The 23,040-nt window shown below is 63.9% G+C and carries 28 protein-coding genes and 2 tRNA genes; 26 read left to right on the top strand and 4 right to left on the bottom strand.

From position 1 onward, the window contains the following. From J2X11_RS11140 to J2X11_RS11095, 10 genes are all read left to right on the top strand, one after another. Positions 1–444 carry a hypothetical protein gene (locus J2X11_RS11140; RefSeq protein ID WP_309970793.1) on the top strand — a complete coding sequence of 148 codons (444 nt, stop codon included), beginning with the start codon at positions 1–3 and terminating at the stop codon, positions 442–444. A 23-nt stretch (positions 445–467) separates the two neighbouring features. Beyond that, positions 468–1,088, top strand: a complete 621-nt coding sequence (locus J2X11_RS11135; RefSeq protein ID WP_309970790.1) for a CDP-alcohol phosphatidyltransferase family protein — start codon at positions 468–470, stop codon at positions 1,086–1,088. Beyond that, a complete protein-coding gene (locus J2X11_RS11130) occupies positions 1,085–1,558 on the top strand; it encodes a CinA family protein (RefSeq protein ID WP_309970788.1) in 474 nt (157 codons plus the stop codon). Before J2X11_RS11135 ends, J2X11_RS11130 begins: the two co-directional genes overlap by 4 nt. Before the next feature lie 46 nt (positions 1,559–1,604). After that, complete coding sequence (locus J2X11_RS11125) at positions 1,605–1,907, top strand: helix-turn-helix domain-containing protein (RefSeq protein WP_309970785.1); 303 nt, start codon at positions 1,605–1,607, stop codon at positions 1,905–1,907. 16 nt (positions 1,908–1,923) lie between these two features. Then, a complete protein-coding gene (locus J2X11_RS11120) occupies positions 1,924–2,121 on the top strand; it encodes a DUF3046 domain-containing protein (protein WP_309970782.1) in 198 nt (65 codons plus the stop codon). Positions 2,122–2,303: 182 nt separating this feature from the next. Then, positions 2,304–3,380 carry a recombinase RecA gene (gene recA, locus J2X11_RS11115; protein ID WP_309970779.1) on the top strand — a complete coding sequence of 359 codons (1,077 nt, stop codon included), beginning with the start codon at positions 2,304–2,306 and terminating at the stop codon, positions 3,378–3,380. 2 nt (positions 3,381–3,382) lie between these two features. Further along, the gene (locus J2X11_RS11110) at positions 3,383–3,877 is read left to right on the top strand and encodes a regulatory protein RecX (RefSeq protein ID WP_309970776.1); all 495 of its coding nucleotides are present in this window, start codon (positions 3,383–3,385) and stop codon (positions 3,875–3,877) included. A gap of 15 nt (positions 3,878–3,892) precedes the next feature. Beyond that, on the top strand, positions 3,893–4,432 hold the full coding sequence (locus tag J2X11_RS11105; protein ID WP_309970773.1) for a GNAT family N-acetyltransferase: 540 nt from the start codon (positions 3,893–3,895) through the stop codon (positions 4,430–4,432). A 106-nt stretch (positions 4,433–4,538) separates the two neighbouring features. Continuing rightward, on the top strand, positions 4,539–4,997 hold the full coding sequence (locus J2X11_RS11100; protein WP_309970771.1) for a hotdog fold domain-containing protein: 459 nt from the start codon (positions 4,539–4,541) through the stop codon (positions 4,995–4,997). Between the two features lie 31 nt (positions 4,998–5,028). Then, a complete protein-coding gene (locus tag J2X11_RS11095; RefSeq protein ID WP_309970768.1) occupies positions 5,029–6,045 on the top strand; it encodes a lipase family alpha/beta hydrolase in 1,017 nt (338 codons plus the stop codon). Here J2X11_RS11095 and J2X11_RS11090 read toward each other — a convergent pair. Both J2X11_RS11090 and J2X11_RS11085 read right to left on the bottom strand, forming a co-directional pair. Next, positions 6,042–6,734, bottom strand: a complete 693-nt coding sequence (locus J2X11_RS11090; protein ID WP_309970765.1) for a VOC family protein — start codon at positions 6,732–6,734, stop codon at positions 6,042–6,044. The two genes, J2X11_RS11095 and J2X11_RS11090, sit on opposite strands and share 4 nt — an antisense overlap. Before the next feature lie 15 nt (positions 6,735–6,749). Then, the gene (locus J2X11_RS11085) at positions 6,750–7,370 is read right to left on the bottom strand and encodes a TetR/AcrR family transcriptional regulator (RefSeq protein WP_309970761.1); all 621 of its coding nucleotides are present in this window, start codon (positions 7,368–7,370) and stop codon (positions 6,750–6,752) included. A gap of 91 nt (positions 7,371–7,461) precedes the next feature. Between J2X11_RS11085 and J2X11_RS11080 the strand changes: the two genes are divergently transcribed. The 10 genes from J2X11_RS11080 to J2X11_RS11035 are packed head-to-tail and all read left to right on the top strand — an operon-like array spanning position 7,462 to position 16,924. After that, the gene (locus J2X11_RS11080; RefSeq protein ID WP_309970758.1) at positions 7,462–8,394 is read left to right on the top strand and encodes an SCP2 sterol-binding domain-containing protein; all 933 of its coding nucleotides are present in this window, start codon (positions 7,462–7,464) and stop codon (positions 8,392–8,394) included. A gap of 1 nt (position 8,395) precedes the next feature. Further along, positions 8,396–9,199 carry an MlaE family ABC transporter permease gene (locus J2X11_RS11075; protein WP_309970755.1) on the top strand — a complete coding sequence of 268 codons (804 nt, stop codon included), beginning with the start codon at positions 8,396–8,398 and terminating at the stop codon, positions 9,197–9,199. Continuing rightward, entirely contained in the window at positions 9,199–10,026 is an 828-nt protein-coding gene (locus tag J2X11_RS11070) for an ABC transporter permease (RefSeq protein ID WP_309970752.1), read from the top strand. The genes J2X11_RS11075 and J2X11_RS11070 overlap by 1 nt, the downstream gene beginning before the upstream one ends. Positions 10,027–10,030: 4 nt before the next feature. Continuing rightward, positions 10,031–11,242, top strand: a complete 1,212-nt coding sequence (locus J2X11_RS11065) for an MCE family protein (protein ID WP_309970749.1) — start codon at positions 10,031–10,033, stop codon at positions 11,240–11,242. Then, on the top strand, positions 11,239–12,243 hold the full coding sequence (locus tag J2X11_RS11060) for an MlaD family protein (protein ID WP_309970747.1): 1,005 nt from the start codon (positions 11,239–11,241) through the stop codon (positions 12,241–12,243). The genes J2X11_RS11065 and J2X11_RS11060 overlap by 4 nt, the downstream gene beginning before the upstream one ends. Further along, positions 12,240–13,205, top strand: a complete 966-nt coding sequence (locus J2X11_RS11055) for an MCE family protein (protein ID WP_309970745.1) — start codon at positions 12,240–12,242, stop codon at positions 13,203–13,205. The genes J2X11_RS11060 and J2X11_RS11055 overlap by 4 nt, the downstream gene beginning before the upstream one ends. Continuing rightward, on the top strand, positions 13,199–14,242 hold the full coding sequence (locus J2X11_RS11050; RefSeq protein WP_309970742.1) for an MCE family protein: 1,044 nt from the start codon (positions 13,199–13,201) through the stop codon (positions 14,240–14,242). The genes J2X11_RS11055 and J2X11_RS11050 overlap by 7 nt, the downstream gene beginning before the upstream one ends. After that, the gene (locus J2X11_RS11045; RefSeq protein ID WP_309970739.1) at positions 14,239–15,351 is read left to right on the top strand and encodes an MCE family protein; all 1,113 of its coding nucleotides are present in this window, start codon (positions 14,239–14,241) and stop codon (positions 15,349–15,351) included. The genes J2X11_RS11050 and J2X11_RS11045 overlap by 4 nt, the downstream gene beginning before the upstream one ends. After that, the gene (locus J2X11_RS11040; RefSeq protein ID WP_309970736.1) at positions 15,348–16,433 is read left to right on the top strand and encodes an MlaD family protein; all 1,086 of its coding nucleotides are present in this window, start codon (positions 15,348–15,350) and stop codon (positions 16,431–16,433) included. Before J2X11_RS11045 ends, J2X11_RS11040 begins: the two co-directional genes overlap by 4 nt. Beyond that, entirely contained in the window at positions 16,430–16,924 is a 495-nt protein-coding gene (locus J2X11_RS11035; protein WP_309970733.1) for a hypothetical protein, read from the top strand. The genes J2X11_RS11040 and J2X11_RS11035 overlap by 4 nt, the downstream gene beginning before the upstream one ends. Here the strand turns inward: J2X11_RS11035 and J2X11_RS11030 are convergent. Continuing rightward, complete coding sequence (locus tag J2X11_RS11030; RefSeq protein WP_309970730.1) at positions 16,921–17,340, bottom strand: helix-turn-helix domain-containing protein; 420 nt, start codon at positions 17,338–17,340, stop codon at positions 16,921–16,923. The genes J2X11_RS11035 and J2X11_RS11030 overlap by 4 nt on opposite strands. A 51-nt stretch (positions 17,341–17,391) precedes the next feature. On the opposite strand from J2X11_RS11030, the gene J2X11_RS11025 reads away from it, so the two are divergent. The 5 genes from J2X11_RS11025 to J2X11_RS11005 all read left to right on the top strand — a co-directional run bounded on the left by J2X11_RS11025 (position 17,392) and on the right by J2X11_RS11005 (position 20,947). Further along, the gene (locus J2X11_RS11025) at positions 17,392–18,216 is read left to right on the top strand and encodes an NAD(P)/FAD-dependent oxidoreductase (RefSeq protein WP_309970727.1); all 825 of its coding nucleotides are present in this window, start codon (positions 17,392–17,394) and stop codon (positions 18,214–18,216) included. 18 nt (positions 18,217–18,234) lie between these two features. After that, positions 18,235–19,029, top strand: a complete 795-nt coding sequence (locus J2X11_RS11020; RefSeq protein WP_309970724.1) for a fumarylacetoacetate hydrolase family protein — start codon at positions 18,235–18,237, stop codon at positions 19,027–19,029. Then, positions 19,022–20,497, top strand: coding sequence for a glutamate--tRNA ligase (gene gltX, locus J2X11_RS11015; RefSeq protein WP_309970721.1), 1,476 nt, complete (start codon positions 19,022–19,024; stop codon positions 20,495–20,497). Before J2X11_RS11020 ends, gltX begins: the two co-directional genes overlap by 8 nt. Positions 20,498–20,736: 239 nt before the next feature. Further along, a tRNA-Gln gene (locus tag J2X11_RS11010) sits at positions 20,737–20,808 on the top strand. Between the two features lie 63 nt (positions 20,809–20,871). Next, a tRNA-Glu gene (locus tag J2X11_RS11005) sits at positions 20,872–20,947 on the top strand. A 58-nt stretch (positions 20,948–21,005) separates the two neighbouring features. Here the strand turns inward: J2X11_RS11005 and J2X11_RS11000 are convergent. Further along, on the bottom strand, positions 21,006–21,914 hold the full coding sequence (locus J2X11_RS11000) for an SMP-30/gluconolactonase/LRE family protein (RefSeq protein ID WP_309970718.1): 909 nt from the start codon (positions 21,912–21,914) through the stop codon (positions 21,006–21,008). 148 nt (positions 21,915–22,062) lie between these two features. Here J2X11_RS11000 and J2X11_RS10995 point away from each other — a divergent pair, with 148 nt between their 5' ends. Continuing rightward, positions 22,063–22,977: a hypothetical protein gene (locus tag J2X11_RS10995; RefSeq protein WP_309970716.1), complete on the top strand. Its 915-nt coding sequence runs from the start codon at positions 22,063–22,065 to the stop codon at positions 22,975–22,977. The last annotated feature ends 63 nt before the right edge of the window (positions 22,978–23,040 follow it).

Below are 23,040 nucleotides of genomic sequence, written 5' to 3'. Positions count from 1 at the left end.
ATGAGCACAGGTCTTGAGCCGTTCGAGATCCGACGGCGCGTGAAACTGTTCGCGCTCCTCGGATTGCTGAGCCTCGCGTCCGCTGCCGGCTTCGGCTGGCTCGCCTACGACCGCAGCGAACCGCTCCTCTGGGTTCCTGCTGCGCTGCTGGCGATGCTGGGTCTGATCCACCTGCGTGGAACTAGTGACGCCCGTGCGCCGCTGTTCGTCGCGGACGACCACGGCGTACGTCTTCGTGGCCGCGAGGGCTGGGTTGGCCTGCTGTGGAGCGAGATGGCTGAAATCCGGATTGAACGCCGTGCTGGCCGCCACGATCCGCGGGTCAAGGTCGTCAGCAAGGACGGCACCCGTTTCTACACCTCACCGCTGGGCCTGGCGACTGACACCTCGCCGGGGGAGGCCGAAGTCCAGTTGGCGCGGCGCCGTCCCGCTGCCGCATACTGAGACGTCACCAGCGAGAGGGACCCATGGAAACGGCACACCAGCCGAGCAGGCTCAACATTGCCAACGTGCTGACCGTCCTTCGCATTGCCGGCGTCCCGTTGTTCGGTTGGCTGTTGCTGACACAGGACGGACAGTCGGTCGAGTTCCGCGTCTGGTCGTGGGTCGCGTTCCTCTTGCTCATGGCCACCGACAAGATCGACGGCGACCTCGCGCGCAAGCACAACCTGGTGACCAACTTCGGCAAGCTGGCCGACCCGATCGCTGACAAAGCGCTCACCGGCATGGCATTCGTCGGACTCGCGATCATCTTCACGGACACACGGTTTGGCTGGCTGTTCTGGACCGTCACGATCATCGTGCTGGTTCGCGAGTGGGGCATCACCCTCATGCGGTTCGTGGTCAAGAAGTACGGCGTCATGCCGGCCGGCCAGAACGGCAAGATCAAGACGACCCTCCAGGCCGTCGCGATCGGTGGCTACCTGCTCCCGTTCGAGATCTGGGACAACACGATCTCCGACATTCTTCGCTGGATCACGCACGGCTTCATGGCCGCGGCGTTCTTCATCACGGTGAGCACAGCGGTCGCGTACGTACGCGATGCCCGCAAGCTGCGCCGTGACTCCAAGGCTGCAGCTCGCACATGAGCCTCGCCGATGACGTCATCGGCGCACTTCGTACGGCCGGTGCAACAGTGGCCACTGGTGAGTCGCTGACAGGCGGACTCGTCTGCGCGACGCTCATCAACGTCCCTGGTGCGTCTGATGTCGTGCTCGGGGGAGTCGTCGCCTATGCGGCCGAAGCCAAGATCGAGTTGCTCGACGTCGATGTCGAGCTGATCGAAGATCACGGCACTGTTGACGCCGATGTTGCGGCTCAGATGGCATTCGGCGCTCAGGAACGGTTCAACGCGACGTACGGCCTCGCGACGACGGGAGTCGCCGGCCCGGGGGACAGCGAAGGAAAGCCCGCCGGGACTGTGTTTATCGCCATTGCGGGCCCCGACGGCGTGGTCACGACCGCCCTGGAACTCGCTGGTGACCGCGACACGGTCCGCAATGGGACGGTCGACGCGCTGCTGTCGCAACTGGTCGGTAGGCTGAGGGAAGAAACCTGATCCACACAGGGTTGTAGGTTTGTATGAACAACCGAGGAGGTGCCCGATGACCGCAATGCGACAGCTGGTCGGCGAGGTCCTCCGTGCGCGCCGCATCTCGCAGGGGCTGACGCTCCGCGATGTGTCAGGCAAGGCCCGGGTCAGCCTCGGCTACATCTCCGAGGTTGAGCGTGGGCAGAAGGAGCCGAGCTCTGAGTTGCTCGCCGCTCTTGCCGCCGCACTCGAGGTTCCGCTGTCAAAGGTTCTGCTCGACGTCAGCTCGCTGCTCGAAGTCGAAGAAGCCGCAGAAGCACATATCGCGAGCATCTCGTCCATCGCTCGCGGTGACGTTTCCGCTTCCGCTGCCTGAATCCTCTGCTGACTAAATGAAGTACAGCGAATTCTGGGTCCGCATGGACCAGCATTTCGGCGATCGTGGCTATGCCCGCGTTTGGGCCGACAACCACGTGATGCGCGAGCTTGGCGGCCGTACGGCGACCGCTGCGCTCGAAGATGGCGAGACGCCCAAGACCGTGTGGCGCGCGATCCACGAAACCCTCGGCCTGCCCGCCTCGGAGCGCTAGAAAAACTTCCGCGACACGCCGGGTTCGAACACCGTGATCGAACAGACGTTCGGATAATCTCGTGCACAGGTTGGACGTCAGAAGGACGGATTCCACAGTCGGGTCGATGAGGCCCACATATGTCTGAGGGTCCTTCTAGCGTCGTCGATGACCCGCCGCCCACGAGCAGAAACGGACCCACCATGGCACAACCCAATAGCTCCCTCGCCAGCGACAAGGACAAAGGCAAGTCCCTCGAAAACGCGATGGCCCAGATCGACCGCGCACATGGCAAGGGTGCCGTGATGCGACTTGGCGACCAGGCTCGCGCACCGATCGAAGTCATCCCCACTGGAGCGACGACGCTCGACATCGCACTCGGCATTGGCGGTCTTCCGCGCGGCCGTGTTGTCGAGATCTACGGTCCGGAGTCCTCAGGCAAGACGACGGTCGCCCTCCATGCGATCGCCAACGCACAGAAGGCCGGCGGGGTCGCTGCCTTCATCGATGCAGAGCACGCACTCGATCCTGAGTACGCCAAGCGTCTCGGTGTCGACACGGATGCGCTTCTGATCTCACAGCCCGACAGCGGTGAGCAGGCGCTCGAGATCGCCGACATGCTGATCCGCTCGGGTGCGCTCGACATCATCGTGATCGACTCCGTGGCGGCACTCGTGCCCCGCGCCGAGATCGATGGCGAGATGGGTGACAGCCACGTGGGTCTGCAGGCTCGCCTCATGAGCCAGGCACTGCGCAAGATGACCGGTGCGATCAACGGGTCCGGCACCACCGCGATCTTCATCAACCAGCTGCGCGAAAAGATCGGCGTGATGTTCGGTTCGCCCGAGACCACGACGGGTGGCAAGGCGCTGAAGTTCTACGCCTCGGTCCGCCTCGACGTACGACGCATCGAGACGCTCAAGGACGGCACCGACATGGTCGGCAACCGCACCCGCATCAAGGTCGTCAAGAACAAGCTCGCCCCGCCGTTCAAGCAGGCCGAGTTCGACATCATGTACGGCACCGGCATCAGCCGCGAAGGCAGCCTGATCGACGTTGGTGTCGACACAGGCTTCGTCCGCAAGGCCGGCGCTTGGTACACCTACGAAGGCGATCAGCTTGGACAGGGCAAGGAGAACTCCCGCAAGTTCCTCAAGGACAATCCTGACCTGGCCGATGAGCTCGAGAAGCGCATCATGGAGCACATGGGAATCGGCGCACAGGCCGACAAGCCCGCCCTCGAGATCGTCGAGGAGCCGCCGACCGACATCGACTTCTGACCTTGCTCAGGGAAGAAGCCGAAGCGCTCGCCAAGAAGGTCATCTACGACCGTCTGGCCGTCCGCGCCCAAAGCCGCAGCGACCTCGCTCAGGCACTGGCCAAGAAGCTGGTGCCTGAGGAGGTCGCTTTGGCGATGCTCGACAAGTTCGAGATTGCTGGCCTGATCGACGACGAAGAGTTTGCTCGCGCCTGGGTCCAGTCTCGTCAGCGCAGCAAGGGGTTGTCCTCGCGCGTGCTGGCGATGGAGTTGCGCCAGAAGGGCGTCGACGACGAGATCTCCAAAGAGGTGCTGGCCGAGCTCGACCCCGCCGACGAGCTGCAGGCGGCGCACCGACTGGTGCAGGGCAAGCTGCGATCGATGGCTCGTTTCGACAACACCACCAAGACTCGGCGGCTGACCAGCATGCTCGCCCGCAAGGGCTACTCGCCGTCGATTGCTTTCGACGTCGTCCGCCAAGAGCTCGGCGCGGAAGCAGCGGCACTCGACAGCATGTGACCCTAGGCTCGTCCCGTGGGAACAATCGCGTTCCGGCGGCTGGCCGATGCCGACATGCCAGCTCTGGTCGGCTGGATGGCGGCGGAGCACGCTCAGCCTTGGTTCGGTGACGAGCCCCGGACGCCCGAGCTGGCTCGTGAGCACTACGCCAAGGAACTCGACGGCACCAGTCCCACCCGTATGTGGATTGTCGTGCTCGACGCGGTCGACATCGGCTACATCCAGGACTATCCCGTCATCGCCTACGACGACTACGCCGTACGCGTTCAGGACCCCAAGGCGATCGCCTTCGACTACCTGATCGGCGTGCCAGAGCTGATCGACCGGGGGATCGGGACCCAGATGATCACCACGTTCTGCGCTGAGGTCTTGTGTCGCGACTATCCGGATGCACCACGATTCGTCGCGAGTCCCGACGTGCGCAACACCCGATCAATCCGCGTTCTCGAGAAGTGTGGGTTCACCCAGGGCCTCTGGATCCAGCCAGAATCCGTGACGCATCCCGAGGTCGTATGTACTGCATCGCGAGCTCTATTCGAGGGTTTCGGTTCCTAGGGAGGCCGCCCGCGGCCGACCGGGAGCGAGCTCTGCGAGCGAAGGACGAGCTGGTGTGACGCTCGTGACGCTGACAGTAGTGGTGTAACGGTTCTACACTCGCCGCATGTCTTCGACCCTTGATCTGTACAAGAAGTTCACCGCCCTGCCTCAGGGCAAGCGACTGTTCTCCGTCGCGTTCAGCCAGAAGGCGCCGTACTTCGCGTCGATCCACCTCGAGGTGAAGGAGATGAAGCCGCACCTAGGTCAGATCCGTATCCCCAAGCGTCGTTCGGTCAAGAACCACATCGGCACCATCCATGCGATCGCTGCGTGCAATGGCCTTGAAGCGGCCATGGGTCTGCTCGCCGAGGCGACGTGCCCCGACGACATGCGCTGGCTCCCCAAGGGCATGGAAGTCAGCTACCTCGCCAAGTCGACGACGGCCCTCACCTGTACGGCCGAGACGACCGAAGCCGACTGGGCCGGTGCGCCGGACGTACCGGTCAAGGTCAAGGCAGTCACCTCTGACGGCACTGTGACTGTCGAAGGCGTCATCCACCTCTGGGTGACACCCAAGTCGTAACGCGCGTCGTCTTCGGGTCGTTGGTGGTGCCATGACCCGAATGCGAAGTGTGGCCGTTGTTGTTGGTCTCGTGATGGCGATGTCCGCCTCACCGGCGACGGCAGCTTCGCCGTACGCGCCGGTCGATCGTCCCGGGCCGAAGCTGACGGTGCCCACCGCGACGCTCAAGGCTGCCCTGCAGTGCAGCGGCGACTTCAAGCACTCCAAGCTCCAGCCGATCCTGCTGAACCCCGCAACAGGCGTCACGGTCGATGAGAACTACTCGTGGAACTACGAGCCAGCATTCACGGCACAGAAGCGCCCGTGGTGCGCGATTCACATGCCGTCCCACACGCTCGGCGACATCCAGGTGTCGGGGGAGTACCTCGTCTACGCGATCCGCACGATGCGAGCCAAGTCGACCCGCGACATCGCGATCATGGGCCACAGCCAGGGCGGTATGTCGATGCGCTGGGCGCTCCGCTTCTGGCCCGACACTCGGGCGATGGTCGATGATGTGATCGGCATGGCCGGCTCCAACCACGGAACGACCGGCATTCCGGGGTGTATCGCCGGTGTGACGACCTGCATGCCTGCCGTATGGCAGCAAGGCGCGAACGCCCAGTTCATCAACGCCCTCAACAGTGGTGCCGAGACCTGGAAGGGCATCTCCTACACGGAGATCTACACCAAGACGGACGAGGTGGTGACTCCAGCGGTATCGGCGACCTTGCACACCGGCCAGGGTCGAATCACGAACGTGGCCACGCAGGATGTGTGCCCGCAGGCGTTCTACGAACACCTCACAGTCGGCACGATCGACAATGCTGCCTACGTGCTCGCCATGGATGCGCTGAATCATGACGGTCCAGCCAAACTGTCGCGGTTCGACAAGGCTGAGTGCGGCAAGCTCTATCACCCGGGCGTCAACCCGGCGAATGTCGCCATGTATCTCAGCATTCTGTCCGCCGCTCCGGGCCTGGCCAGCGTCCCGCTGCCTAGCTTCAACCTCGTGGGCGCCCCGCAGGTGCCCCAGGAGCCCGCTCTGCGTAGTTATACGAAGCGCTAGCCCATCACGCAGAACGCGTTGCCGTCTGGATCGGCCATGGCCACCGCGCCGTCCTCGCATGGCGTGGTGTCCGTACGAGTTGCTCCGAGAGAGATCAGGCGTTCGACCTCTGACTGCTGATCGCCGTCAGGTGCAAGATCGAAGTGGAGACGGACTGGGCTCGTGCGTATGTGCACAGGAGGGCCGCCCCAGCTGATCTTGGAACCGCCGTCGCGAGACTGGATCGCAGTCTCCTCGTCCTGGTCCCACACCAGCGGCCAGTCGAGTGCCTTGCTCCAGAAGTAGCCGACCGCCTGAGTGCCGTCGCTGGAGTAGGCCCCAATGCGGGCAGTGTCCTTGAGGAAATTGTTGATCGGCTCGATGACGCAGAACTCGTTGCCCTCAGGGTCTTGGAGTGGGACGTGCAGCTCGTCCGGCTCCAGGTCGAAGTCGAGGTGGGCGCCACCCAGGCTGATCGCGCGCTCGACCGTCTCCTGCTGGTCCTCCCATGAGGTCGTCGTGGTGTCGAAATGCATTTGGTTGGGCTCGACCTTGGGGTCGTCGTTCGGGACGAAACGGATCGGGATGGCCGTGTCGGTGGCCGGAAGCGTGGTGCCGTCGACCGGGCGGTTGAGGACACCTCCCCAGAACGAGGCGAGTCGCGTTGGATCGGCTGCGGCAAAGCTGAGTGCATGAAGGGAAGAACTCATGCCCTCAACGCTACGTCAGAGCCAGCTGGTGAGCACGAGGTCGGTGACCGACTGTGCGAGCTCCGCGGGGTCCCATTCGCCAGGGTTCTGCAGAAGCGTCGCAGCGTTGGCCTCGGCGAGGGCGATGAGGTTTTGCGCGTAGAGGCGCACCGTTCGCTCGGGCAGCACGCGATCCATCGACTCAAGATGGTGTGCCAGCAATGCGGTGAGCTGACCTGTGATCAGGGCGCGAGCAACGTTCACCTTCGTCGTGATGACGGGATCCTTGACGTGTGGAGCGTCGAACACGACACGCCACGACGCGGGGTGCTCCAGGGTCGCGCGGAAGAAGGCCTCGTACGCCGTACGCATGACCTCGCCGACGTCGTCGAGGTCGATCGACTCGGGGAGCGCATCCTGCGCTGCGCCGACGAGCCGTTCTTCCTCGCGTGACATGAGGGCGCGTAGGGCTTCGTCCTTGTGGGCGTAGCAGGCGTAGAGAACGGGTTTGCTGACGTTGGCGGCCTTGGCGATGCGCGCCATCGTCGTGCCGGCATAGCCATGTTCGATCCACACTTCGAGCGCGGCATCCAGCACCAGCGGGCGTCGGACCTCGGGTCCGAGGTGCTCCGCGCGGATGCGGGTTTCGGTCGTCATGGGATTGCCCAATCTCGTTGACACTCCACAGGGGTGTCACTACTGTTTACAAAATCCTACCGCAGGGTAGGAAACACTCCCAGAGGTAAACGTGAGCGAACTTCGTACGTGGTTGAGCGGCATACCTGAAGACAAGCTCGACAAGCACTTCGCGAGCGTTGATGCCGAAGAGATCGCCCGCATGCTTGGCCAGGCGTCGGATGCCGAGCTCAAAGAGCTGATCGCTGACGAGTCGATCCGTCAGGCAGCGCTGAGTGCGGGCTTCGGTCGCTTTGCCGACTTCGCCGTGCCAGAACAGCTCAAGACCATGGATGGCGTCGTACGGTTCGTGGTTCGCCGCGACAGAGGAGTCGACGAAACGTATGACGCGCACTTCGGCAACGCCACCGTCGAGGTGAAGCCAGCAGGTGCCGACGCGCCTGACGTCACGATCAGTACGGATGCCTTGACGTTCCTGCGGCTTCTTTCCGGTACGGCCAGCGCTGCGCTTCTCGTGCTGCAGGGCACGATCAAAGTCAGCGGGGACGAGCAGCTCGCACTGCAGACCGGCGGCGTGTTCCGTGTGCCAGGCCAGGAAGGCGTGGCCGTCGACCCAACTGCGCTCGACGCCGTGCAGGTGGCCGGCGTCATCGCCAAGGCCAAGGACTCGCACCTGCAGGACGTCATGCGCGGAGGCTTCCGCAACGTCGTGCTCGATGAGATCTTCCGCCGGTTCCCCGAGTACCTCAACCAGCGCAGCGCCGACAAGCTCAAGCTTGCCGCTTGCTTCAAGATTGGCGGGGGACCCGACGGAGACGATCGCTATCTCGTGGAGATCGACCACGGCAAGTGCACCGTCACGCCTGAAGGTGAAGGGGAACGATCGGTCACGATCGCTCTCGGCGGTGCCGAGTTCCTGAAACTCGCAACCGGCAACCTCAACCCGACGATCGCGTTCATGAAAGGCAGGCTGAAGGTCAAGGGCGATCTCGCCTCCGCACTCGCCCTCAGCGGCGCCGTACGCATCCCTTCGGCGAAGGGCTGACGTGAGCGTCATTGCTGCCGTACGGTCCAAGACCGACGCGGGTCTTGAGACATTCGGCGCGATGATCGTGCTCGCCATCCAGGCGAGCGTGTTCACGGTGGTCGACATCGTCAAGCGGCGCTTTGCCTGGCACGAGTTCCTCGAGCAGGCCTGGTTCATGACCCGTGTCTCTCTGCTTCCGACGATCCTGGTCGCGATCCCATTCGGTGTGATCGTGTCGATCCAGGTCGGCGCCATTGCTCAACAGATCGGCGCAGTGTCGTTCACGGGAGCCGTCAACGGCATCGGCATCCTCCGTCAGGGCGCACCACTGGTGACGTCATTGCTCCTCGCTGGCGCGGTCGGATCGGCGATGTGCGCCCAGTTGGGAGCCCAGGCCGCACGCGAAGAGGTTGACGCCATGCGTGTCATGGGCCTCAACCCCGTGCAGCGTCTCGTGGCACCACGCCTGCTGGCAGCGGTTGTCGTCGGCATGCTTCTCAACGTCGTTGTTGCCGTGACTGCCATGACCACCGGCTTCATCCTCAACGTCGGCGGCGGCACCGTGAGCTCCGGTGCCTACCTCGGCTCGTTCACCAGCTTCGCCCAACCGACTGACTTGTGGCTCGCCATGGGCAAGGCCGCGATCTTCGGCTTCCTCGCCACGATCGTGGCGTGTCACAAGGGACTTAATGTCGTCGGTGGACCCAAGCAGGTCGCCGACGCGGTCAACCAGGCCGTCGTGCTGAGCGTCGTCATGCTTGCCGTCGTCAACGTAGCCATCACCCAGGCGTACGTAATGCTCGTGCCGCAGAGGATGGCGTGATGGGCTGGGCGCGGCAGACCGGCGAAAAGGCGCTCGACGGCGTCGCCGTCATCGGTGCGCAGGCGACCTTCGTACGACGCACGCTGCAGTCGATCCCCGCTGCGATGACGACGTACCGGCAAGAGACCTTCCGTGTCCTCGCCGACATCAGCTGGGGCAGTGGTGCCCTCGTGGTCGGCGGCGGAACGATCGGCGTGATGATCCTGCTCGCCGTCTCAGCAGGCACATCCCTGGGCATCGAGGGCTTCAACGGGCTCGAGACGATCGGTCTGGCGCCGCTCACGGGCTTCGTGTCCGCGATCGTCAACACACGTGAACTGGCACCGCTGATCGCGGCCTTGGCGCTTGCCGCTCAGGTGGGCTGCCGGTTCACGGCACAACTCGGCACGATGCGCACGAGCGAGGAGATCGATGCGCTCTCGGTCATCAGCGTGCCGCCCATGCAGTACCTGATTGCCACCCGCGTCGTAGCCTCGATGCTCGCGATCCTGCCGCTCTACCTGATCGGTCTGGTCGGCTCTTACATCGCGTCACAGGCTGCGGTCACAGTGCTTTTCGGGCAACCCAAGGGCACCTATCTGCACTATTTCCAGACGTTCATCAGCTCGGGAGACATCTGGCTATCGGTGGCCAAGGTGCTGGTGTTTGCGTTCGCTGTGACGCTCATCCACTGCTGGTACGGCTTCATGGCGAACGGTGGCGCCCAGGGCGTCGGCGAAGCCACGGGTCGCGCGATTCGCGCCAGCATCGTGATCGTCGTGCTACTCGACATGGTCATGACCCTGCTGTTCTGGGGCGGCAATCCCGGCGTGCGGATCTCGGGGTGATCAGGTGATCGACGCAACCATGATCGACCCGCGGATCGACAACCGCGGGATCTTGCTTCGCTATGCCCTCGTCATGTCAGTCGTCGCGGCACTCATCGGTACGGGACTGCTTGCGTGGGGCAAAGGCATGTTCAGCGACGAAGTACGCGTGTCGGCGCAGGTCGACGAGATCGGTGGTGCGCTGGCGGCAGGAGCGGACGTCAAGGTACGAGGCGTCATCGTTGGACGCATTTCGTCGATCGAAGCGCGTGACGGCGGCGTACGCCTCGGTCTCGTGATCGATGGCGACGCTGCCTCCGAGATCCCACGCGATGTGTCTGCTCGGATCTTGCCTGCCTCGGTGTTCGGCACCTCGTTCGTCGACCTCGCTGTCCCCGAGAAGGCCACCGCTACGCATCTCGCGGCAGGTCAAGTGATCGAGCAGGATCGACGAGAGTCGACTCTCGAGCTCCAGGACTCGCTCGACAGCACGTACCGCGTCATGACAGCCGTACGGCCGGCAGACCTGTCGATCACTCTCGGGGCGATCGCCGATGCGCTCGACGGCCGCGGAGAGCAGCTCGGCGCCACGATGGAGACCTTCAACTCCTTCCTGCAGCGACTAGAGACGCACACGCCGCTGCTCAAGGAAGATCTGGCGCTGCTGGCCCAGAACCTCGACACGTTCGCGCAGGTCTCACCTGACCTATTGGCGGCAGTCGACAGCGGGCTCGTCACCGCCCGAACGATCGTGGCGAAGCGAGCTCAGCTCATCTCAATCATGGCGGGAGGGACAGCCCTGGCCGACGATGCCGAGCGGCTGCTCGCGGATCAGGAGAAGCCGTTCGTCGAGACGATGCGTCAGTCAGCGATCGTCGTCGACGCGGTGTTCGACAAGCGGACGGGCATCGCTTCGGGCTTCCGCAACTTCGTATCGTTCGCTAGCAAGGGCAAGGGCGTGTTCTCGGCTGGCCCCTGGATGGCAACCGACGTCATCATCAAGACCGGTGACGATGCGCCCTACACATCGGCGGACTGCCCGGTCTTCGGCCCGGTACGCGGAGACAACTGCGGGGGAGCAGCCAGTACATCGCGACGGTCGCAAGCAACGGCTCAGGACGACGCGGCTCTGCTCGGCCAGATCCGTGGCCTGCTCTCCGGACTCGACGCCAACGTGCCAACCGACGGCGGCGTCGGACAGCTGCTGATCGGCCCCTACGTGGGTGAAGCGTCATGAAGCCGATCCTCATCAAGTTCGTTGCGTTCGCCGTGGCCGCGCTGATCGCCTTGGTCGTTCTTGCCAACACGATGGACAACCAGGTCGCTGGCTCGTCGCACGAGTACTCGGCCGACTTCAGCAACGTCAGCGGGCTTCGCGTCGGTGACGATGTGCGTGCCGCCGGCGTACGAGTGGGTCGAGTTGAGTCGATCAACCTGCGCGGGGGAGACACCGCGCGCGTGAAGTTCACGCTGTCGGACGAGCAGGGTCTGTTCGACACGACGGGCATCGTGATCCGCTATCAAAACCTGCTCGGCCAGCGCTATCTCTCGCTGACCCCGGGCGAAGAGAAGGGCAAGCGGCTAGTCGGCGACAGCATCGTGCCGGAGTCGCGAACGAGCCCTGGCTTCGATCTGACGGCGCTGCTGAATGGCTTCGAACCGCTCTTCGCAACCCTCGAGCCCGAGCAGATCAACCGCCTGTCCGAATCGATCATGGCCGTCATGCAGGGACAGGGTGGAACGATCGAGTCGCTGCTGTCCGAGACCGCCGAGCTCACCAACCACCTTGCGGACAAGGACGAGGTGCTGGGGAGAGTCCTCGACAACTTGACCCCGGTCCTGAAGAACGTGAGCGGGCAGGACGAGCAGCTCGATTCGACGATTGAGTCGTTGCAGACGCTGATGACTCGACTCGCCTCTGAGCGCAAGACCATTGGCGACACGATCGACGGCGTGACCGAGCTGTCCGCCGTGACCGCCGACCTGGCCACCGACGTACGCCCGTCGTTCGACAAGGACGTGGCATCACTGCGACAGACCGCGAAACTGTTCGTCGACAACACCGAAGCCCTCATCAGAGCGTTCAAGACACTTCCCAAGACGACCGAAGCGTTTGCGCGACCGATGTCGTCCGGCACCTGGCTCGACATCTACATCTGCAACATCGAGACGGTCATTCGCGGCGCCTCGGTGCCGCTCGGCCCCGATGGCCCCTACTCGGCGGTGTGCAGCCGATGAAGAATTTCAGCACCCGACAGATAGGGATCGCCGGCGTCGTCGGCACGGTGATCATGGGCCTGTTCGTGCTCGCGCTCAGCGTGATCCCGTTCGGGCAGAAGCATTACTCGGCTCTCATGGAGCACTCGGCAGGACTGCGAGTGGGCGAGGAAGTGCAGGTCGCGGGTGTCGGCGTCGGCGAAGTTCGCGATATCAAGCTCGAGGGCAAGCACGTACGCGTCGAATTCACGCTCGACAAGGACATCGAGCTGGGCAGTCAGTCGCGCGCCGCGGTCAAGGTGGCGACGCTGCTGGGCACGCACTTCCTCGACGTCACGGCCAAGAAGGGTGGCGACCTCAAAGACGACACAATCCCGCTGGCCCAGACGTCCGTGCCCTACAACCTGCAAGACGTCATCGACGGCGGCAGCGGCGCATTGAACGCGCTCGACGGCGAAGCGATCAGCGACTCGATGACAGTGCTGGCCGAAGCCCTGCGGGGTACGCCGGTTGCCGCCCGTGAGGCAATCGACGGCGTTGCGAGGCTGACTGAGGTTGCTGGCAAGCGTTCCGACCAGATGCGGGCGCTGCTCGCCGCCACCAACGACGTCACGGATGACCTGGTTCGCAACAAGGAACGCATCATCGACCTGCTCGAGCAGTCGTCGCTCGTACTTCACGAACTCACCAGCAGGCGCGACGCAATCGACCAGCTGCTCACGGACAGCCAGCGGCTGGCCCGCGCCGTGATCGGTGTTCTTGACGACACCGAGAAGGACTTCACGCCGCTGATGAGAGACCTCACCAAGGCGCTCGACACCATGAAGTCGCAGAAGAAGTCACTGACGCAGTCGATCGACGGACTCGCCACGATGGCGACCTATTTCGCCAACGCGACCGGCAACGGTCGGTGGCTCGACCTCAAGGTCCCAGCTCCGCTCGGCGACAACCTCACCTGCGCAGCGAGGGGGCCAGCATGCTGAAACGTCTGCTCGTTGTCCTCGTGCTCGTCGTGACCCCGCTGTCGGGTTGCGGCGGATCCGGTCCGACCACAGTCACTGCCCAGTTCAGCGATGCCGCTGGACTCTTTGAAGGCAACGATGTCGGCGTGCTGGGCGTACGAGTCGGCAGCGTCACCAAGGTGGAACCCAAGGGCGACCACGTCGACGTCACGCTCCAGATCGACGACGGCGTAAAGGTGCCCGCCAAGGCTGGCGCAGTCATCGTCTCTCGCTCGGTCGCGACGGACCGGTACGTCGAGCTGACGCCGGTCTACGATTCCGGTCCCGTCCTCGCGTCAGGAACCGTGCTGTCGCTCGCTCGTACGCGTACGCCGGTCGAGTTCGATGACCTTCTCGCGTCGTTGACTGACATCTCCGACGAACTGGCAGGTCAGGACAAGACCGCGCCGCTGAACGAGCTGTTGGAGACCGGTGCCAAGACGCTCGACGGTAAGGGCAAGAAGATCTCGGAGAGCATGCACGGCCTCGCCGACACCCTGGGCACACTCGACGACGCCTCCGGCGACATCAAGGGCACGCTCGACAACCTCGATCAGCTCACGCAGACCCTCGCCGACAACGATGCGCTGATCCGTCGCTTCAACGGCGAGGTCACTTCGGCCGCGTCGATGCTCGACGACCAGCATGAGGCAATCGAGTCGACGTTCACGATCCTGTCGGCGATGTTGCAGCGGGTGGCTGCGTTCTCACACGACCACCGCGCCAAGATCGCCAGCCAGATCAAGGACATCACCTCGCTGTCGAACACGCTGCTTGAGCACCGCAAGGGTCTTGAGGACGCGGTGTCGACCCTGCCGCTGATGATGCAGAACGTCGACCGCGCGATTGACGAGGACGACCGACTCAACATGCGTACGCGACCCGGCGACCTCATACCGGCGCAGGACGTCGTCAACTTGCTGTGCGAGTCGCTACCGCCGGCCGTCTGCGACGCCACGGGGCTCGAGAATCTGTCGCTGCTCGACGTCCTCGGCGCAATCGCGGGGGTGAAGTCATGAAGCGGCTCGCGATCCTGCTGATGGCCGTCCTGACGCTCGGGGCGTGCGGAACCTCGGCTTCTGACCTCCCGCTGCCCGGTTCGAAGCTGTCCGGGCCGAGCTACGAGATCTCCGCCAAGATCGACGACGCGCTCAACCTGGCTGTCGGTGCGCCCGTGAAGCTCAACGGAGTCACAGTCGGCCGCGTGAAGACGGTGACGGCGCACGACTTCACCGCCCGCATCACGATGGACGTACGCAAGTCGTCACCACTGCACGCCGGCTCGACGATCCGCCTTCGTTCGACGACGCCGTTGGGTGAGTTGTTCGTCGACGTCACCGACAAGCCGAAGGGCGCGCTGCTCGCCGACGGCGGATCGATCGACGCGGACAGTGCGTCGGCAGCTCCGACGGTCGAGGACACCCTGGCGTCAGCGTCGATGCTGATCAACGGGGGAGGCCTGGGCCAGCTCCAGACGATTGTGCGCGAAGCCAACGAGGCTCTCGGTGGACGCGAGGACACTGCCCGCGATCTGCTCACGTCGCTCAACACGGCCACGAGCAGCGTGAACGACAGCAGCGCGGAGATTGACGCCACGCTGGACGCTCTCGCCGACCTGTCGGAGACGCTCAACCGGCGCAACGACACGATCGACCAAGCGTTGGTCGACGTCGCACCCGCCGCGCGCGTACTGAGCGAAAGCACCGACGACCTGACCAAGCTGTTGCAGGCGGTCGACCAGCTCAGTGGCACCACCACCCGCGTCGTACGCGAGACCCGCGCCGACCTGCTGACCACCTTCGAGGAGCTCGGCCCCATCCTCGACCAGCTCGTATCGCTCAAGGGCGAGTTCGGGCCAGGGCTGGATTCGCTCGTGACGTTCGCTGAGGCGATCGACAAGGGTGTGCCGGGCAACTACCTCAACGTCTACCTGAAGTTCCAGGGCACGCTGAATCTCGGCCTCCCGAACCTGCCGATCGTGGGCGATCTCGGACTTCCGTCGATCGAGCTGGGTGAAGGCCTGCTCAAGAAGCTTCCGCTCCCGCCCTCGCTGCAGGACATGCTCGACCAGAGTTCGTCGCAGCAGTCCGGTGCTGGCTTGTTCGGCTTGTTTGGGGGTGCACGATGAGGCGCCGCGTCCACCGCAAGCACTTCGTGGCCGCGATCGGCCTGCTCGGGATCTTCCTGGCGACCATCGCGTACCTGTACGGAGCCATCCTCGACGGCTCGCTGACAAAACGCCCGGTGCACGTCGCCGTAGAGCTGGAGGAGACCGGCGGTCTTTTCGGCGGATCCGGTGTCACCTACCGCGGCGTACGAGTCGGCAAAGTCGAGAGCGTGAAGCTCGACGACGGCCGGATCGTCGCGATGCTCAACCTCGAGCCGTCGGCACACGTACCGGCTGACAGCGAGGCTGCCGTACGTACGCTGTCGCCGGCTGGCGAGCAGTACCTCGACTTCCAGCCCACTGCATCCAAGGGGCCGTGGCTCAAGAACGGCGACACGATAGAGGCGACGCATACGGCGACGCCGACCTCGATTGCCACCGCGCTGGAGTCGATCGACTCGCTGATGTCGCAGATCGACTCTGACGACCTAGCCACAGTGCTCGACGAGTTGCATACCGCCTTCAGCGACACCGACGACCTCAGCCGCATCCTCACGTCAGGCTCCCACCTTGTTGACCTCCTCGATGAGAGCTGGCCCCAGACCCTGCGCACGCTCGAGAACGCTCGCACAGTCCTGCGCACAGGGGTCGAGAGCAAGGACCAGTTCGTTGAGCTGTCCAGCTCATTGAAGTCGTTGACGGCATCGCTGGAGGAGTACGACCCCAAGCTCCGATCGATCCTCGACAAGACGCCGAAGCAGGTGAAGGAGATCCGCGCGCTGACCGCCTCGATTGCGAACGTCCTGCCCGACTTCCTGACCGCTGCCGACGATCTCACTGGCACGCTGGCCGATCGTGATCCACACTTGCGTCAGCTGCTCACTGACTTCCCGAACGGACTGCAGCGTCTCGCCGACACCATCGTGGAGGGCTTCTTGCGCGTCAACATGCTCGTCTCGCCGGGTGAGGTCTGCTCGTACGGTGTCGACCAGCCGTCGCCACGCTCAACCGACCGCGAGCCTCTCGTTCATGGCCGTGAATGCACCGCGAACGTCAGCGGCCAGCAGCGCGGCTCGGCCCACGTACCGGCGCCGCTGCGATGAGGCTGGTCAAGGACGGCCCGCAGCGGTCGACAGTCATCTTTAGCTCGATCATCGCGCTGCTCGTCGCAGCGCTGGCGATTGTGCTGTGGAACGGGCGCGGAGGCGATGAAGACGACTCCACGGTCAGGCTGGACGTGCTCGCCGCCGCGACCTCGGCGGCAGGGGACATGACGACGTACAGCTACAGGCACCTCGATCGGGACTTCGCCTGGGTCGATGACGCCGGAACGGCGTCGTTCAAGAAGGAGTACGGGCCCGCCACCAAGCAGCTCAGCAAAGTTGTCACCAAGCTCGAGGGCAAGGCGGTGGGCGCAGTCGTGGAGGCAGCCGTGACCCTGGATGGCTCGGATCGCGCCACAGTGCTGCTGTTCGTCGACCAGACGATCACGAACGGCAAGGACTCGAAGATCCGTACAGAGCGCAATCGAGTCGTGATGTCGATGGTCAAGAGCGGAAGCGACTGGCTCGTCGACGACGTCGAGCTCCGTTAGTGAGTTAACGACCAGTCGCGGGTGCCTTCGAGTACGTCGGCGATCATCGTCCGAAAATGCGGGCATGCAGTGATGTCATGCGCTTTGCACTCGAATGCGTGCACCGTCATCTCCCGGGAGCGCTGCATGTCCTCCATGCGCCGATCCAGGTCGGCCAGATGCTCCTGAAGTACGGCATGCCGCTTCGGCCCGTGGTCGTCCGCGATCAACACAGCGATCTGCTCGAGGCTCATACCGGCAGCTTTGCTCCGCAGAATGACCGCAATGCGTACGAGGTCGTCGTCGCTGTAGAGGCGTCGGTCCGCACTGTCACGTTCCGGTTCGAGAAGCCCAACGGCCTCCCAATGGCGAAGAACGTGGGTTTCGAGCCCAAAACGGGAGGCAGTTTCGCCGATTGAGCGCAGATTTGACTTCATGTTGACATTAACTCGCACGATGGACTCAACAGCAAATCTGAAGGAGAAATCATGCTTGACGCCATCGTCATCGGCGGGGGACCAGCGGGCCTACAGGCCACGCTCACTCTCGGCCGTATGCACCGCGACGTACTGCTCCTCGACTCCGGCACCTACCGCAACGCCACGGTCGAGCACATGCAGAACTTCATCACCCACGACGGCCGCGACCCTGCTGAGCTGCGCCGGCTCGCGCGCAAGGACATCGCCGCATACGACACCGCCGAGATCCGCGAGGTGACCGTCGACTCGGTACGCCGCACGGGTGACACCTTCGAGGTGATCGTCGGCGACGAAGTGCTCGCCACTCGCAAGATCGTGCTCGCCACCGGCGTGCGCGACACGCTCCCTGACGTGCCCGGCATCGCCGAGGCCTGGGGTCGCGAGATCGCCCACTGCCCGTACTGCCACGGCCACGAGTTCGCCGGTGAGCGCGTCGCGATCCTCGGCACCGAGCGCGCCGAACACCTCACCGCCCTGCTCGGCAACATCGCCAGCGAGCTCATCGTGCTCGACGAGGACTCCGTACGCGAAGTCGAGCGCACCAACTTCGGCCTCCGCATCACCCTCGACGACGAGACGATCGGGGTCGGCGGCATGTTCATCGCGACCCAGGTGTCGCAGCAGGCACCGTTCGCCGAGCAGCTCGGCGTGGACCTATACGAGTCCGGGTTCGTCCAGATCGACGCCATGGGCCGCACCAACGTTCCCGGCGTCTTCGCGGCCGGCGACCTGGGCCACGTACCCGCGTTGCCCGGCCCGATGCCATCCGTTGCGACAGCCATCGCCGCGGGAGTCATCGCCGGCTCGGTCTGCAACATGGAGCTCGCCATGTGACCGATACGATGGAGCCATATGAGAATTGCACGTTTCGCGGGTGACGACGATCCCCGTTTTGGAGTCATTGGCGATGACAACGGGGTCCCCACGATCGCGGTGCTCAACGGCGATCCGCTGTACGCCGGGCTCAACCTGAGTGGTCAGAAGATCCCGCTGGCAGACGTACGTCTCCTCGCTCCGGTCATCCCGCGCAGCAAGGTTGTGTGTGTCGGCAAGAACTACGCCGGGCACGCTGCGGAGATGGGCGGTGAGGTGCCGGCCGAGCCGCTGATCTTCCTCAAGCCCAACACCAGCGTCATCGGTCCTGGCGACCCGATCTTCTACCCCACGCAGAGCGAGGACGTGCACTACGAGGCCGAGCTCGCCGTGGTGATCGGCCGCATCTGCCGCGACATCGCCGCTGAGGACGCCGCGAAGGTGATCTTCGGCTACACCGTCGCCAACGACGTCACCGCACGAGACCTGCAGGCCAAGGACGGTCAGTGGGCTCGCGCCAAGGGCTTCGACACGTTCTGCCCGCTCGGACCATGGATCGAGACAGACTTCGACCCGTCGAGCGTCGGCGTCACCACAAGGCTCGAGAGCCTGGGCGGGGGAGACGAGCTCAAGCAGAACGGCAACACCTCAGACATGTTCTTCAAGGTGCCCGAGATCATCGAGTACATCTCGTCCTTCATGACGCTGCTGCCCGGCGACGTGATCCTCACCGGCACACCGGAGGGCGTCGGTCCGATGCACCCGGGTGACTCGGTCAGCGTCACCGTCGAAGGCATCGGCACCCTCACGAACCCGGTGGTTTCGCATGACTAGGCCCGTAGTTGCACGTTTCTGCCCGTCACCGACCGGCAACCCGCACGTCGGTATGGCGCGTACGGCGCTGTTCTCGTGGGCGTTTGCGCGCCACAACCAGGGCAAGTTCGTCTTCCGCATCGAGGACACCGACACTTCGCGCGACAACGAGGAGTCCTACCAACTCCTGATCGACGTCATGCGTTGGCTCGGTCTCGACTGGGACGAGGGCCCGGAGGTCGGCGGCCCCAACGGCCCCTACCGCCAGTCCGAGCGCATGGACATCTACGCCGACGTCGCGAAGCAGCTGCTCGAGAGCGGTCACGCGTACAAGGCGTACGACACCGCCGAGGAGCTTGAGGAGCGCCGCAATGCAGCCCGCGCTGCTGGCAAGCCCAGCGGCTACGACGGACTCCACCGCGACCTGACGCCCGAGCAGCAGGCTGCGTACGAGGCTGAGGGCCGCGAGCCGGTCATCCGCTTCAAGATGCCCGAGAAGGTCTACACGTTCAACGACCTCGTACGCGGTGAGATCACGTTCGACTCCGCCAACGTGCAGGACTACGTGATCGTGCGTGCCAACGGCCAGCCGCTCTACACGCTGACCAACCCCACCGACGACGCGATGATGGGCATCACCCACGTGCTGCGCGGCGAGGATCTGCTGAGCTCGACCCCGCGCCAGATTGCCCTGTACGAGGCGTTCGCCGAGATCGGTATCGGCGGTGGGTTCACGCCCGAGTTCGGTCACCTGCCGTTCGTCATGGGCGAGGGCAACCGCAAGCTGTCGAAGCGTGATCCCGAGTCCAACCTGCTCGACTACAAGCCCAAGGGCTTCCTGCCCGAAGCGCTGCTCAATTACATGGCGCTGCTCGGCTGGTCGATCGCCGACGACCGTGACGTGTTCTCGATCCCGGAGATGGTGGAGGCGTTCGAGATTGGTCGGGTCAACCCCAACCCCGCGCGCTTCGACATCAAGAAGGCTGAAGCGATCAACGGATCGCACATCCGCCTGCTCGCCGAGGACGACGTTCGCGATCGCCTGGTGCCGTACTTCCAGGACGCCGGTCTAATCTCCGATCCGCCGACCGCAGAGCAGCTCGCCACACTGGCGGCCGCAACGCCGCTGGTGCACGAGCGCATGGGGCTGCTGACCGAAGCGGTCGACATGCTGCGCTTCCTGTTCATCGCCGAAGACGACTTCGCGATCGACGAGGCGGACGCCGCCAAGAACCTCGACGAGAAGGGTCTCGACGTCGTACGAGCCGCTCGTGAAGCCCTTGCGGAACTGTCTGATTGGTCGACGCCGGCGATCGAGGAGGCGCTTCGTACGAGCCTGATCGAAGGTCTTGAGCTCAAGCCGAGACTGGCATTCGGACCCGTACGCGTTGCGGTTACAGGCAGTCGTATCTCGCCGCCGCTGTTCGAGTCGCTGGAGCTGCTCGGCCAGGCGCCTTCACTGGCCAGATTGGACGCCGCGCTGGCCTAATCGCTCGCTAAGGAGGCCGCCTGCGGCCGACTGGGAGGGGCCCGAGGAACGAGGGCCCCGAAGCGTGGTGAGAGAGCTCGTCAGAGCAAGTACGTGGTGGTTGAGTAGCCCGAGGAACGAGGGCGTATCGAAACCACGCAACTATGACTTATCCGACTCGCTCAAGGGCCATCCCGGTTTGGGCGCAGGCGGGGGAGTCGGGTAAAGTCGGTGCTTGGCTCGGCCCCCGGCAGAGCCATTGGGATATGGTGTAATTGGCAACACAGCGGTTTCTGGTACCGCCATTCTAGGTTCGAGTCCTAGTATCCCAGCGAGGCCATTTCGAGCGAGATTCACACGCACGATATGGTGTCTCCGGTCGCAAGACCACCCATGGCCCCGTTGTGTAGCGGCCTAGCACGCCGCCCTCTCAAGGCGGTAGCGCGGGTTCGAATCCCGTCGGGGCTACCATGGATAGAAAGTGTCTCTGACCTGCGGGTTAGGGACACTTTCGCTTTTGTGGGACCAGTTAGGGCTTGACGCCGGCAGGCGGGATCAGCTCAAGCAGCTTGCCGTCGAAGCCGACGGCGTAGAGGCGACTCGACGGGAACGTCGTGCCCCGGCCCTGCTTCACGGCACTGGTGTTTTTGAGGCCGCTGGCAATGACGCACGACTGCTTGGTGAGCGGGTCGAGGCGGATCACCTCGCCGGACAGGTTCGCGGCAATGTAGAGCTTGCCGGAAGTGGCGATCGTGAGGTCGTCGAGGCCCTTGAAGATTCCGAGGCCTTGGAGCGAAGTCACGACCTGTCGGTTCGATGGGTGGGCGATCTCAGTGCGGTAGACCTTGGCTCCGAGGGTGAATGTTTCATCGCTGTAGAGCCACTTCCCGGTGGGGTCGACGGCCATGCCGTTGCTGTCGGATTGGTTCGACCACTTCGGCTGTACGACGCCCTTCGGCGATACGCGGGTAATGCCCGTGGGATTCACGATGCCAAGATCCCGGCTCGTGACGGCACTGCCGTCCGGCAAGAACGCGAGGCCATTCGGCATGACCAGACCCGATGCGAAGGTCGTACGTTTGCCGTTCCTCAGGTCGAGCTTCTGGATCGTGCCATCGGCGGTGCCGAGCAAACCTGACTGAAGCGAGTCGCCAGTGTTGAAGTACAAGAAGTTGCCACGGACTCGCAGACCGCCGGGGCTGGCCGCTGCGGCAAATAGTTTCGACCCTCCCGAACGCGTGTAGCGGGCGACTCCCGAGGTCGTACTGATGAACAGACCCTTCCCACCATCGGGCTCGACGTTCTCGAGGCTTCCGAGCCCGCTCGCGAGTACTTTGACGGTCCACGGAGCACACGGATTGGGAGCCGCGGTCGCAGTGTTGGGAGCAGCGAACGTACCCGCGACAAGGGCGGCGATGACAAGGGTTTTTAGACGCACGTACGCCTTAACGAGTTCAGGCCGCGAACGTCCCGCCCGCCGTGTTGGGGTGTTCGGCTCTTTCTTGGAGTGATCCGCCCCTGTTGAGCGCCTTTCTGAGCGGTAACATTTCGATCTCGTCGAACCTCGAACTCCCTAGGAGAACTTCATGACCAGCTCGGGCAAGGATGAAGCAGAAGGCACAGGAACGTGGAAAGCCTCCGCTGAGTCGGAAGCTAAGGCCAAGAAGAACCGCATTCTTGCCTTCCTTCTGTGGGGACTTGGCATCGCAGTTGAGATCGGTGCGATCTTCGGTCTGCTGCTCAACAAGTCGATCCTCGAAGAGAAGGCATCGGTTGACGCCAAGGGCGTCCTGTCGACTGACAACAGTTTCCCGACGTGGGCGTTCGCGCTCCTGATCGGACTCCTCGTCCTCGACGCGATCCTGGTCATCATCGGATCGATGCTGTGGAAGAAGGCCAACAAGCTTGACCCGGCTTCCGAGCAGCAGAAGTTCAAGTTCTTCGTTCAGAACCAGCTCGGCGCGTTCATCCCGATCATCGCGTTCCTGCCGATCATCATCCTGATCTTCCTGAACAAGGACATGGGCAAGACGCAGAAGGGCATCGCCGGCGGTGTCGGCATCGCCGTCGCGCTCGCCGCTGTGGCCCTGGGCATCGACTTCAACCCCGCCTCGGTCGAGAAGTACACCGCTGACAAGCAGGCCGTGATCCAGCTCCTCGGCGAGGACAAGGTCTACTACGCCGGCGGCGGCGAGGTCTACCACGTATGTGGCAACGTCTCCGACCTGTCGGGCAGCGACGTGAAGGACGGCACCACGGCCGACGCCGTCGCCGCAGGCAAGCCGCGTCTGACGCTGAAGCTCGGATCTGAGCTGAAGGCATGCGAGCGTCCCGTCCCCAACAACCTGGACGAGATCGTCGAGGCGATCCGCGCCGTACAGCAGGGACAGGCAACCGAGCAGGTTCTGCCGTCGCCCGACTGGACTGGCGTGGAGAACGCTCCGTCCGGCGGCGCACTCGACTCGCTCGAGGACGCGCTCAAGGACGTCAACGCCTCGTAGCGAACAGAAACGAGCGAAGGAGGGCAGCGCGGCGCGCTGCCCTCCTTCGTATCTGAAATCCCC

Origin of the sequence: Aeromicrobium panaciterrae, from assembly GCF_031457275.1 — a bacterium.
Lineage (GTDB): Bacteria > Actinomycetota > Actinomycetes > Propionibacteriales > Nocardioidaceae > Aeromicrobium > Aeromicrobium panaciterrae_A.
Note: the sequence above shows the minus strand (reverse complement) of the source record. Positions and strands in the feature narration are given on the sequence as shown.